This is a genomic window from Nostoc sp. DSM 114167, from assembly GCF_052692655.1.
In genome coordinates, this window is sequence record NZ_CP195116.1 from 4,130,452 (window position 1) to 4,144,274 (window position 13,823).

Annotated in this window: 10 protein-coding genes; all 10 read right to left on the reverse strand. The window is 40.3% G+C overall.

Going from position 1 to position 13,823, the window contains the following annotated elements; genetic code table 11:
• Positions 1 to 397: 397 nt before the first annotated feature.
• Positions 398 to 1,387, reverse strand: coding sequence for an adenosine kinase (locus tag NSTC731_RS17690; RefSeq protein WP_445631936.1), 990 nt, complete (start codon positions 1,385 to 1,387; stop codon positions 398 to 400).
• 233 nt (positions 1,388 to 1,620) lie between these two features.
• The gene (locus NSTC731_RS17695; RefSeq protein WP_445631937.1) at positions 1,621 to 3,270 is read right to left on the reverse strand and encodes a GMC oxidoreductase; all 1,650 of its coding nucleotides are present in this window, start codon (positions 3,268 to 3,270) and stop codon (positions 1,621 to 1,623) included.
• A 134-nt stretch (positions 3,271 to 3,404) separates the two neighbouring features.
• Positions 3,405 to 4,538 carry a glycosyltransferase family 4 protein gene (locus NSTC731_RS17700; protein ID WP_445631938.1) on the reverse strand — a complete coding sequence of 378 codons (1,134 nt, stop codon included), beginning with the start codon at positions 4,536 to 4,538 and terminating at the stop codon, positions 3,405 to 3,407.
• Between the two features lie 32 nt (positions 4,539 to 4,570).
• Entirely contained in the window at positions 4,571 to 6,040 is a 1,470-nt protein-coding gene (locus NSTC731_RS17705) for an O-antigen ligase domain-containing protein (protein ID WP_445631939.1), read from the reverse strand.
• A 63-nt stretch (positions 6,041 to 6,103) separates the two neighbouring features.
• On the reverse strand, positions 6,104 to 7,060 hold the full coding sequence (locus NSTC731_RS17710) for a glycosyltransferase family 2 protein (RefSeq protein WP_445631940.1): 957 nt from the start codon (positions 7,058 to 7,060) through the stop codon (positions 6,104 to 6,106).
• Positions 6,978 to 8,180 (reverse strand): glycosyltransferase family 4 protein, encoded by a 1,203-nt coding sequence (locus NSTC731_RS17715; RefSeq protein ID WP_445631941.1) that lies wholly within the window; start codon positions 8,178 to 8,180, stop codon positions 6,978 to 6,980. Before NSTC731_RS17715 ends, NSTC731_RS17710 begins: the two co-directional genes overlap by 83 nt.
• Before the next feature lie 182 nt (positions 8,181 to 8,362).
• A complete protein-coding gene (locus NSTC731_RS17720; RefSeq protein WP_445631942.1) occupies positions 8,363 to 9,355 on the reverse strand; it encodes a glycosyltransferase family 2 protein in 993 nt (330 codons plus the stop codon).
• Between the two features lie 65 nt (positions 9,356 to 9,420).
• Positions 9,421 to 10,581 carry a glycosyltransferase family 4 protein gene (locus tag NSTC731_RS17725; RefSeq protein ID WP_445631943.1) on the reverse strand — a complete coding sequence of 387 codons (1,161 nt, stop codon included), beginning with the start codon at positions 10,579 to 10,581 and terminating at the stop codon, positions 9,421 to 9,423.
• A 182-nt stretch (positions 10,582 to 10,763) separates the two neighbouring features.
• The gene (gene hepA / locus NSTC731_RS17730) at positions 10,764 to 12,614 is read right to left on the reverse strand and encodes a heterocyst formation ABC transporter subunit HepA (protein ID WP_445631944.1); all 1,851 of its coding nucleotides are present in this window, start codon (positions 12,612 to 12,614) and stop codon (positions 10,764 to 10,766) included.
• Between the two features lie 194 nt (positions 12,615 to 12,808).
• Positions 12,809 to 13,528, reverse strand: a complete 720-nt coding sequence (gene hepC, locus NSTC731_RS17735) for a heterocyst development glycosyltransferase HepC (RefSeq protein WP_445631945.1) — start codon at positions 13,526 to 13,528, stop codon at positions 12,809 to 12,811.
• Positions 13,529 to 13,823 lie beyond the last annotated feature (295 nt).

Consider the following 13,823-nt stretch of genomic DNA (forward strand, 5'->3'; position numbering starts at 1 on the left):
AATGTTGGGTTTCGTTCCTCAAACGCCACGTGCTACAAGTCGGCATAGCCGCCCAACGCAGTGGCTCCCCAACCTACACAACTTAAGTTTTTTGGCGCTAACTGAACTGTATTGCTCTAAAAGAGGACTAAACAAGAAATTTAGTTTAGTCCTCTTTTAGAGGACTGTTAGCTATCAGCCCGGAACTTTAGTTCTGGGCGTTCTGAGCGGGATATTTGCTCAGTGTGCGACTTTCACTTGAACAGAAATATTGGATGGGTAGGATTTTTAGAGATGTGTGTACACCGTAGCTTGTCAAGGGGAGGGGAAATAGTTTCTTAAAGCCTCCCAATACATCGGGGAGTTGGGGGGGTAATGTCAAAATTTAATATGCTATAGGACACTTTTTAAACATTCTCTAAGCAATAACTAATGCCTTTAACTCCTCAGTTTTTAATCTTGGCCCATAGCATGTAACAATTTTAGAAGCTGCGGCCGATGCTAATTTTCCGGCTTGTTCATAGCTCATACCGTGGGTAATTCCATAGAGGAAAGCTCCTGCATACATATCTCCTGCTCCTACTGTATCTACAGCTTTTACTTGAGGTGCAGCGATTTCGATTAATTTCTCACCGTCAAATACTACTGACCCCTTGGAACCGCGAGTGATAGCAAATTTCTTACTCAGGGTTTTTAGTTTGTCTACAGCTACTTGAAAATCTTCTGTATCTGCTAGTTCTAATGCTTCACTTTCATTAGCAAAAATCAAGTCTAAACCAGGCCCAATGATCTCTAATAAACCATCTTTAAAAAATTTCACCATGTTGTAATCAGATAGAGACATGGTAGTTTTTACTCCCGCTTTTTCAGCTATTTCTCTAGCCTTGATAGCTGCTTCTTTTCCTGTGGGAGAAGCCACTAAATATCCTTCTATATATATATATTCTGAATCAGCGATCGCTGATGATACTAATTCTTGTGTAGAAAATTCTCCCGTAATTCCCAAAAATGTATTCATGGTGCGATCTGCATCGGGAGTTACTAACACCAAACATTTACCTGTTATTCCTGATTGGCGATCGCCATTTTTTAAGTTGGTATCTACCTGAGAGTTGACTAAATCTTCGATGTAAAAGTCTCCAAATTCATCATTAGCTACTTTGCAGGAATAAAAAGTTTTTCCTCCTAGTTGACTAATTGCCACTATTGTGTTGGCGGCTGAACCTCCACAACTCTTATGGCAATCAAGATTTTTGAGATTTTCCAAAATATGATTTTGACTGTCTTCATCTAGAAGTGTCATTACACCTTTATCAATCTTTAGCTTTTGTAGTAACTCTGGAGAAACTTCGTATTCTATATCTACTAAAGCATTACCTACACCATAAACATCATATTTCTTGCCCATTGTCGATCTCCGAGAATAATTTCTATCTGACTTGAACAGAACTGATAATAACAGATAGACAACTCCCGTAGGTAGAAAAAGCTTACTTGTTGATGAAATGCTTTCAAAAAGACGAGCAAGCAAATATAACTACTACTACTGTGACACTACAAGTACAAATCCTCAGAATGGCGCGAAGAAAAACTCAGGCGATCGCTACATCGAAAACGTGACGATTTTACACGAAGTTATACTTAGTGAGACAATTGTGCTTTCAGATGGTCAGCTAATCGAATTGCCAACGCGATAATGGTCAGCGTCGGATTAGCATAGCCTCCTGTAGGGAAAACAGAGCTACCTGCCATAAATAAATTAGAGATGCCGTGAACTTGACAATTTGCATCGACTACTCCTTGTTTTGGGTCGTGATGCATACGCGTTGTTCCCATATTATGATGGGTACTAAGAGAAGCAACTGGACGATCTTCTTCTGATTCAATCTGCAACTCACCCAGTCCGGCGCTAGCAAACTCTTGTGCAAATACTAACTGCGATCGCTTCACACTGCAAATATCTATTTCGCTCCAATAATTAATTAATTTTGCTTGCGGACAACCCAGCTTATCTAGTTGATTGCTGAGTGTCACTCGATTATCTGGATTTGGGGTTTGTTCAGTTTGGCTGAGAACTTCAAACTTAGTATATTTCTGTTCATTACCTTCATGCTCAGACCATCCTCCATGACTCAAATCAGGGAATAAATATTCTTTTTTAAAATTATATTTATACCAATCAGCTACTAAATCATCAATATTAGTTATGACATTTTGCAAATGCTGAAAAATATTTTTAGGTAACTGTCTTTGTTGAACTGAAGAGAACAAAATTTTTGCAGAAGCCTTTGCAACCGATCTATACCTTTCATCTCTGGGATATAACAACGCAGTCATATTTAGTAATTTCTCGCGGCGCATCACTTGTTCCGTTAGAGCAAATTTTCCCATGACTGTGACATTGTTCACGCGGCGTAAATCATACAAAGACATCGAATTAAAGATTTTGCGATTTTGCGGAACAAGCATACCACAACGGATAAAAGGATGATCCATGAAGAATCTACCCACTAAATCATGTTGATTGCCTAATCCATTCTTTTGAATTCGGTTTGATAGTAATAATAAACGCGCGTTTTCAATTCCACCTGCGGCTAAAACAAATACTTTTGCAAAAACCCAAAATTTATTACCAGATAAACAAGCAACTTGCACGCGTTTCACTGTTTGGGCTGTTTCGTCTGCCTCAATTTCTACCACATTGGCGTTGAGAAATGTAGTGATATTAGGAGATTGATTAATTTGATGTCGATATTCATTGGTGAAAATATCGCGCGGGCCAAACTGAAACATACTAGTAGTAACTCGGTCACTTGTGAAATGTGTCCGAGGAGATTGAGGATTTTCCCAAGCCTCAGCTTCGTAAGCAAAAGAACCGAGTTTACAGACTGCTTGAGCGCGCTCATAAAATGGATTGAGGTGAGATTTACTAAAAGGCCAGCCACTATATGGAACCCAATCTCGTTTTTCAAAATCTATTGCGTCTAACGGTACGTGCCTCAGACCAAGTTGATTTTTATTAATTTCAATATTCCAGACATTAGCCATTCCACCAAATTGACGATGACGCATATCTTGCAGTGGCGGAAAAGGATCTCCAGCCGTTTCGCCTTCACCAAGAGATGCAGTTTCTCGATTAAATTCCAAATCACCACTTTCTAGTAAGCACACTCGAAAGTCTTGCCCAATTAATTCTCGTGCGAGTGTAATTCCGGCTGGGCCAGCACCAACTATACAAACTTCCGTATTGATAATTTCATCTATTGGCAATTTACGGCTATCAATCAACATTGATTTAATTCCTTTTGCATAAATATTTATATTGCACAGATGTATAGAAGATATTAATTACGAAGTGTAAATGCGTTTGTAGTAAAGACTTTAGTCCTGAATTTTTAAGCACTAAAGTGCTTACTACAAATCGATCAAAACTTTTGTGATAAAGGGCTAGGCATTACAGAGCGGATTGCATTAATAAAATTTTGGGCATAATTCTGCGTTGAAAAATCGAGGGCGCGTTGTCTAGCAGCTATTCCCGCACTTCGGGCAAATTCTTGCTCGTCAAGATAGCGGAGAATTGCGATCGCTAATTTATCCGCATCGCCGTAAGGTGTTAATAATCCATTCATTCCATCGGTAATAATCTCTGTCGGCCCGCCTGCACTACCAGCAATTACAGGTTTACCCAGCGCCATCGCCTCAATAATCACAATCCCAAACGGCTCTTTATCCGACGCATGAACAAATACATCCATCGCCTGCACCCATTCCGGGATATTGCGCTGTAGTCCAGCCATAATTACTTGGTCTTTCAAGCCCAAAGCGGTGATTTCGGCTTTTAAGAAGTCCTCATAATCCGGTTCCAAATCGTGCTTACCGCCAACTACCAGACAATGGGCATCGGGATACTTCTGTAAAATTTTGGGCATCGCTTGCACCAATACGTGCATTCCCTTCCATCGTTGCAATCGTCCCACAATTCCAATCAACGGCCCGTGTAAAGGTAAGCCTAATTTTCGCCGTGCTTCTTCTGGAGTTGGTAAAGCATTCGGCTCAAATCGGTCTAATGCAACACCAGGATAAACCAAAGGCGTTGGTCTGTGCGGCCAAATCTCTGCCTGTGCTTGCTTGCCATCTTGCGAAAGAGTGATAATTGCCCGCGCTGGGATTAAAGTAGCGATTCGTACCAACCAAGTTTTATCGCTAGGTACTTCTAGTTGATACCACACAGCAGGCAAGCCCGCCAACATTGCCGCCAAACCTCCAGATATATGCGTAATCCACATCCAATTGACAATTATATCTGCACGTTCGCGGCGTGCGATCGCAGCTATCCGCAAAACAGCGCCAATAAAACGGTGGATTTGGCGTAAACGTCCACTTTCTACAACTCGCGCATCAATACCGAGAGACTTTACTTGTTCCACCATCGGGCCGGATTCTAAAAATATCACCAGCCACTCAACACCAGCATTACGTCCCTGCTGCACCAAATCCCAAAGCATCATTTCACCACCGCCTCGTTGCTCGGCTAGTGGCATAACAATAATTACTTTCATAATCTATATCAGTCCTATTTAAGTTATAAGATTTATGAGATTCTCGACTTATTAGAGAAGTTAGAAATATTGGAGAACATCTGAGGATTGCTATAGTACTTATGTCCTGCCATAGCCATAGCTAAAAATCCCCAAAGAATCATCCCTGAGACGCTCAACATCCCGCTACCGATAACTAACTGTGAAGCAGAACTGATGCCAATGGCACGAGCAGCACTGACAAAACTATCGAAACGACCTTCACCATAGCTGCTAACAGTAATAATCAAAAAGATTAATCCACCCATATAAAATATGCCTCCAAACCAACCAAGGGTGAAAAACATATCTAAAATGCCACTATCAATGACCACTACTTCAATTTGACCAGTTTTTTCGTTGACCTTCCAAATATTTCCTAAGCCGTTACCTAGACCATTAGAAAGGGCTAAACCAAGATTTCTGTCGTAAGTTCCCGATCTATCTTTAAAGCTGCCATCTTCTTGAATATTAGAAAAAGTTTCAAAACGTGCTGCTACCACCCCAGCAATTGGTTCGATAGTTGTCAATGGCACAACACAAATAGCCATGACCGCAATTATGGTAATTAAGCGCATTTGAATTTTGGCTTTGACTGAACCCATAATCATAATTATTCCAAATAACCAGCCTCCCCAATTAGTACGTGCTTGTGTTAATAGAAAAGATAAATAACCAACAGCTGAAGCCGGAAAAATTAAGCTTCCCGAACCGGTCAACAACAAAAGTAATCCAGCCTGCATAACCGAACCAAAGGGGCCGACTGAGTGTAATGTACTCCAGACGCGCATCCCGAAAGGTACAGGGTTTCCAGAACTCATGAATAATTTTGATTGGATGAGCCAGTACCTATCCCACTCAGGAGCTACTACAAATTGATATACGCCATAAGTTCCTAAAATCAACACACTCCAGAGAAATGTTCGTTGAATATTTTGGCGATAGCTGGGATAATCTCGCCAGTTGATAAATAAGTGAAAAGCGAAAATCACCGGACTGAGCCAATCCATTAATCCGCGTGCTACAGGGATAGGTGGGTTGTAAATTAGACCGATGAGAAAGCCATAAAAAACTCCAATAAAAGCCAAAACAAACGGCAAACCCCCTTGGCGAGAAGCGCGGGGAAAGTGTCGCAAAAATGTTGCTATAGTAATAAACACCACCAAGTAGGGTGCTATGAGCATTTGACGGCTAGCATCCCAGCCTACCCGATAATCAACTAAGCGAGTCGCTAAGGGTGTGAGAAACCAAATCCACCAGGTAAAGCCAATGTAGAGAATGGGATGCCGCAAGTATAAAAATACGGCTACTACTAAAGCTGTCGCCGGGTAAATTAGGCGCAATCCGGCAGTAACACCACCAAAATAGCAAACTACAGTTAGTAATATAAAGCCTGCGATCGCCATCCAACCCTGTAGCGATCGCTCTTCAGGAGAATAGTTTTCTTGTAAAAAACTATTGAAAAGTATCTGCTTAGAATTCATTCAATTTTAGATGTACATATAAATAAGTTCAACTCGTTCCCAGGCTAGAGCCTGGGAATGAAGTCATTCGAGGCTCTGCCTCATTCTGAATTGCGAATTCTGAATTTTGAAATGTTTATATCCCTGCCAACGTCCACGCCAAGATGCTAATAACTTTTTCCCTGCCAACTGCCCTTGGCTAGGTAAAAATCTCAGCCATTGTACTAAGCCCAAACTATCGCATGTACCCACAAATACTGCCCAAAATAAAAATGCAATCCGGCGGATAAATGGTAAATGCTCTAGTAAAACTAAGGTTTCATTATGGACTAAATTAATAAAGGCAATTTCATTAAAGTTATTTCGCTGATCTTCGTCAAAACGTTGGGCTGGATAATGATCTACAGCAACGCTAGGATCGTAAATTATCTTCCAACCCGCCCGCTTTAATGCCAGGGTGAATGCCATTTCAAAGTGTACTTGCGCTCCAGTACCGCGCATCCGCTCGTCAAAGCGTAGTTGTCCGATAGCTTGGGTACGAAAACTCATGTTCACGCCCTTAAGAATATCGACTTCGCGCGGTTCTCCCACTCCCAGGTGATGGTTGCCAATGACTCGCCCAAACCACTGCAACTGTCCCACTACTGGGCGGGATTCGTCTTCTAATTTGCTGCCGTGGTATATCCAATCACGCCCTCCCAGACCGCCGAGGTGACGATCGCAGGTAAAGTAAGCCGCAATCCGCTCTAACCAATCGGGGTGGGGTGCGGCATCATCATCAGTAATGGAAACAATATCGCCCTCCACTGCTGCTAATCCGGCGTTGAGAGCTGCTACTACCCCCGGTTGTGTCACTTTCACGGGATGCAGTGGCAAATTGTGCGCTGTGTATTGGGCAAGAAATTGCCAAGTTTCTGCATCCGTATCGCGGACAACCACTATTACCTGATCGACTGGTTTAGTTTGCTTCTGTAGCGCCAAAAGGCAGCGTGAGAGGTCTTGTGGACGGCGATAAGTCGGTATCAGAACGGTGTTCCGCATTCTTGCTTAACTCCTCGAATAAATCCACATAAGTTTGTGCCATAGTAGTCCAGCTGTGTTGTTCTGCCACAGAACGAGCAGCTTGACTCATTTGCTGTATGAGCATATCTCCACTTACCAAGGACATCATCGCCACAGCCAAAGCATCGATATCATTTGAGTCGGTTAAGACGATGCCACATTCTGGTGTCACCAACTCTGCACCCCCGGTAGCTGTGGCAGTAATTACTGGTAGTCCTGAAGAAAGTGCTTCTAACAATACGAGGCTACAAGCTTCATATCGGGAAGGAAAAATAAATAAATCTACTGACCGCATAATTTCGGGGATATCACGGCGAAATCCGACAAAATGGACGCGATCGCTTAACCCCAAGGATACTGCTAGTTGTGGGAAGGGACTACCTTCGATATGACCTACTACCGCTAAATGTAAATTGGGTACTTTCACCAAAGCGTGTAGGACTGTATCTAAATTCTTTCTGGGTGTGCGAATGTCTCCAGCAAACAAGGCTAAGGTGACATTCTCCGGTAAACCTAATTTTTGGCGATTGCTTTCACCAGGAGTAAACTCTTCTAAGTCAACGCCATTGACAATTACCCGAATTCGAGAACGCGGTACACCAATGTTGACTAATTCTTGGGCTACCTTTTCCGATACAGCCACCACAACCTGCGCTTTTTGGAAAGCCTGTTTTTCCCAACGGGCATTAAAAGCCGTAAATAGCCACTGGTAAAAACCATATAAATCGCGGCGGTTGCGGGAAATATGAACAGGCGATCGCAACCATGAACTGTGGACAAAATGCACAGCATTCACATCAGCCGCAGCCAGATTAATTGCTCCATTGACTTTAACTAAATCAATTTCAGAGCGATGTTTGCGCAACCAATCTGCACTTTTTTGAGCAAAGATGAAATTACGCACAAATTCTGTAGGATAGCCTTTGACTGAAATTTGAATCCAATTAACTTGGCTATTTTCTTCTAGTTCTGGTGCGACTTCACTAGCTAATAATGTCAAATGATGACCGCGACGAATTGCTTCCTTAGCAACCTCATAGTTTACCCGCCCCTGACCATCACCTTTTTTGATTTTATGAGTAACAATACAAAGTTTCATACACTATTTCCTTAAGGATAAAATCCTTGAATCACCCCTCCCCAACCCTCCCCGTATGTATTGGGTAGGGGGCAATATTTCAAGTTTCCCCCCTTTATAAAGGGGGATTAAGGGGGGTCTATTCGACTTATGCAAGAGATATCTTTAAGAAAGAAATTCCTCAACTCAGAGATATTGAGATATTATTTCGATATTCCGATTAACTTACTTGTTAAAAATCGCGGCGTAAAACTAAGACTAAGTGCTGCCATAGTTCGCACATTAAATTTTTGTTGATTCAGCGCTTGCCAAAAATAAGGGCGTGCTGCGGCTATCTGTTCGCTTCGTAGCAAACCAATTCCCAAAGTAGTATTAGCTTCTAACCATTTCTCCTGAAAATGAGTTCTAAATTCCTGTAACCGAGGATCTTCCATAAATACTTGATAGCAAAACATTTCGCTTTTCGCTTTGCGAATTTTTGCTTGTACATCTCGACTACCACTGAGCATAGTATCAGTTTGCTCATGGGCACGATATCGCGTCAATCTTTCTGGACAATAGTAAGCACCATAACCAGATATACAGAATAGATAGGTTAAATATAAATCCCACATCCCACCAACTTCTGAGGGAATACTATACCAATCCACCAAATTATTCCGAATCACGCAAGATGCAGCAGTAGGTATACTTTTATCTACCAATCCAATTTTGGAAAAAGGCTTATAAATTCCTTTGGCTAGTTTGTCTCGCTTGTAAGCGCGTGTATTTTCTTCAGTACCAGCATGATTAATTATGCCATTAGCATCTATAATATATTGGTCAGAAAAAGCGAGAATTAAATCAGAATTTGCTTCTAATGGTGGTACAAGCTTTGCTAAAAAGTCTTCATGCCAAATATCATCATCATGTAAACTAGCAACATATTTACCTTGCGCCATGCTAAAGCCATACTGCTGATTAGCTAACATTCCCACATTTTGCGGATGCTGCCAAAATTTGATGCGTGAATCACCAAAAGATGCGACAATTGCTTGGGGATTTTCGGAACTACAATTATCAGAAATAATAATTTCAATATTTTGATAAGTTTGTTTTATTGCACTTGCGATCGCTTGCTTGAGATAGTCTGGTCGATTATAGGTGGGGATAACAATACTGACTAAAGGTTGTTGACATTCTTGATGCAATGACATATTTTTCTCCCTTAATATTTTCTAAGTAAAAGATTGCAATATTTGATGTTTTTAGTAAATTCAGCTTATTTAGCTGGAGAGATACTATATACTTTGTTCGCTTGGGAAGGAAATTCAGCTATTGTTTTTGCATAAATTGTTCGGAGATTATTTACATGAGCAGCCATTGTAAATTCTTTCATCAATAAAGTATGACCTTGCTCACCCATGTATCGGCTTTTTTGATAATCTCTAGACAATTCATTAATAGCATCAGCCAGCTTTTGGATATTATTGCCTGGAACAAGAATACCCGTTTCTCCATCTTGTAAATGTTCTGGAATTCCTCCGACTGCACTACCAATTACAGGACGACAACGAGAGTAAGCTTCTAGAGTTACAAGACCAGCAGGTTCAGGCCAAACACTGGGAAAGATGACTGCAAAACACTGTTGATAAAGTTTATCTAATTTATCCGAATCGCACCAACCATGCCAAGTGATTCGCTTATTCAATCCGAGTGTACTTGCTAACTTTTCTAATCGTGGTCGTTCCCAACCATCACCTGCAATATCAAGTTGAATTTTTGGGTCTGTATGTATTAAGGTTTTCAGTAACCATTCCAGACCTTTATCAGAAACAATTCGTCCAGCAAACAAAATTCGATGATTTTGATGTACTTCCAAACTTAGGGGTGAACTTGCTGTTTCTGGTATAGAGATTCCACAGTGTAGGGTTATAACTTGTTCAGGGGATACACCGTTTTGAATTAACTCTTGCCGCACATATTCGCTATTCGCAATGAAAGTAATTTTTAGCCTTTTTAAGACATCTAAAAACTGATGAGTGGTTTGAAGTTCTCTAAGAGTTCTTAAAGGTCTACGGCTACCACATTTATCTGCTAATTTACCCCAGGTACACCCTAAGTAAGAGAAGTTGCGATCGCAGATTGTCCGTTGATCTGCTAAATACTTTGTGCCACTAGGACAGTAAAATGAGTGATTATGAACGCTGAAGATAGCAGGACATTCGCCTGTAAGCTGCAATAGCAAATCTGGACTGTGGATGTGCAGCAGTTTGAACTGTCTTTGATCGATATTTTTCAGTGATTTGATCACGCGATCGCTAACATCAGTTGGTCGATGTTCAAACAGAGAAGCTAAATAAGTTTCAACACCTCCGCTCCCACCGACACCAAAACTTGAGCATTGATAAATTAGGTCTTTGTCAAAGATTTCCTGGGACATATTTTCTATGAAATTTAAGTATATAGAATTAATTTTAATAACTTATTTATAGATAGAATAAGTGGTTAAAATTTTTTGTTTTACTATTTTGCAAAATTACTGATACATATTTAGGGGTTTACGGCTGTAGACATGTACAGCCGATTAATATGTTGTAATTAATTTGCTAATTGGATGTTGTTTTAATCTGGCTGCCTTACTTCATATTGCATTTGATGATATTTCCAAAGCTTGCCTTTTAGTTCCAATAGTTCTTGATACTTACCTTGCTCTACTATTCGTCCCTGTTCTAAAACTACAACTTTATCTGCTTTAGAAATAGTAGAAAGACGGTGAGCGATCGCAATTACTGTTTTACCAACAGATAGCTTTTCTAATGAATCTTGAATTAAACGCTCAGATAGCGAGTCTAAGGCACTAGTTGCTTCATCCAAAATCAAAATTTCTGGGTTCCGCAGTAGAGCGCGTGCAATAGCAATTCGCTGTCTTTGTCCTCCAGATAATCTAACACCCCGATCTCCTAATTGGGTATCAAAACCTTCAGGCATTTCCAAAATAAATTCTAGTGCATTCGCTAGTTTAGCGGCTTCTTGAATTTCCTCATTCGTTGCCTCTGGAGTTCCGTAAGCAATATTCTGCCAAACATTAGTATTGAAAATAAAAGTATCCTGACTGACGACAGCTATTTTGCGACGGAGAGAATTAATTTCAAACTGTTGGATCTCGATTTCATCAATATAAATATATCCATCTGTAGCATTATAAAATCGGGGAATCAAATCAGCAAGAGTTGTTTTACCAGCGCCAGACGAGCCGACTAATGCTGTCATCTTTCCCTTTTCAATCGTCAGGGTAATATTATGCAACACTAGATTTTCATCATCATAGCCAAAATCCACAGATACTAAATCTATTGACCTGTTTAATCCCTTAAACTGAACTCTGCCATTTTGAAAGTAATATTTTTCATCACTTTTCAACAGATTTTTAATATTGTCTGCTGAACCATGTAAAGTGCTAAGATATGCTCTCGTACCATTAATATCTTGAACAAATGGAATAAAGCGAAATAGTACAAAGAAAAAGGTTAGTAAAGAAGCAACTTGTAGTGTTCCATTAGTCACAAGACTAGTGAATGCCAAAATAATCATTCCGATCAATACCGTAGTCGCTACCGCTTCGGCAATTGGCTTCACAAGTGTCCAGGTAAATACAACCTTTGTTGTGCTACTTATTACTTTATCGCTAGCTTTATAGTAACGCTGACGCTCAAATTCTTGAGTACCACAAGAATGAACAGTGCGAATGCCATTAATAAATTCTATGGCTGTTGATGTGAAATTAGCATTAGCAGTTGTCATGCCAAAACTTGATTCTCTGACTCTAGCATTCAGATTTGACAACCCCACACCTAACAGTGTAAATAGCAATGCTGAGATTATCGTCAATTGCCATGAGATCAAAAACATTGATATTAAGTAGACAAAGGTTGTGAGTCCTCTAGTTACTAAAAAAGCTCCGCCACTAAAACCTTGTCTGATCCTTTCAATCTCTGTAGTAATTGTGTTAATTAGTTCGCCAGAACGAGTTTTACTAAAGTAACTTAGTGATAAGGATTGTAACTGTTCAAAAATTTGCTTGCGTAAGCGATCGGCAAGATGTAGTTGAGATAATTCAGTATAGACTTGAGAAAAATAATTGAAGGTGGCACGTAACCAAGTACTCAATAAAATCAGCAAAGATACGCGATATAAACGATTAATTGCTGATGTCTTGGCTCCTAAAATCCAAAGATCGAACCATTCTATTCCTGTTTGTACGGGTTGAGCATTGGGGCTAGTTAAGCTTTGCAAGAATGAAAGTAAGAAACCAATACTTACACCTTCAAAGGTTGCCGCCAAAATTGAGAAAACCAGAGCTGAAATTGCAATTTTGCGAAAGTGTTTAAATTCTCGCAATATCAAATAGTTGTCCTGCCAAAAGCTGCTAGCTTTGAGCAGATTACTGACTGGTTGAGGAAGCTGTAAATTCATTAATTTTCTCATAATATTTTAGCAAGGTACATAGACATCTATAGATCGATACAGTTCAGATAAGCTCAAAACCCTGACGTAAAGATGCTATTTATCGCGTTTGAAAAACTAATTATCTAGAATCTGATACTACATAAATAATTTTTTTGAGTCTCAGTGCGATAAATGAAATCATCAATTACCGCACCGATAAATTACAGGGTTTGGCTATCGAGATGTAACAGATGAGACTGTGCCTCTACTTCCCAGGAAGCTGTAATTTCTGGTAATTTATTTAGCTGTACTGCATCTTCCAAAGTCCAACAACGAGATCCGGTTAAACTCATGTCACCCCGTAGCACGTTAAATAACTGTGGCAGATTGTCGAGATTGTATTTACCCATCCAACGCCCTAGTGGTGTGGTATTGTCGGTGCAAAAACTCATCGCTTGAAAGAGTTTACCCCGTTCCCCAACACGCCATTCATGACAAAAAAGAGGCCCTGGCGAGTAAACCTGCATTAATACAATCAATCCCAACATGACTGGACTTACTAATAGCAGCAATATAAAAGCAGCAATCCAATCAATTACTCGCTGCAATTGTCTGAAGGGTTGGTTAGGGAGTTTTTTGCTAGCGGGTATGCTTAGGAATATTGGTTTTTGAGCTGCTTCACATGCATCTGCCCAAAATTTGAGCAAAGCCTCGCCCAATTTTGGATCTATGCTGACCAAACTTACTGGAGAATGTTGTAAGCATTCTACTAGCGATCGCTTATTATCTAATGAAGCCAGATATGGTTGTTTCACTCCTCCAAGCGGCTTCACCAACAGCTTACCCCGTCGCCACTGGAGTGTGCAGTACCCACGATTATCTTGGTGTGACTGGGTTACATCATATAAATTCTCTAGAGTTGGAATTATTGAAGTTGTCATAATGTCTTTGGGTTTATACAGGAGTGAATTACTGAGGCGTTATCAAAGGCTATTAATGCCAAAGACCCAAATCCGAATCTTGTTGTAAGTCCAAAAAGTTGGAGATAATTGAGAGCAAAAATATGTTATAGTATTTGCCACTCGACCAAGCACGTATTGCGTAGAATTCTGCTGGTGTAGAGATTTACAAATTAGACAGATACTAATTACATAGGTAGCAATCACCGCTACTATTAACATTCATGGGCAAATCTTGATTTTCCGGAAACTACTGACAGTAGAGAAGTGTAGAGAG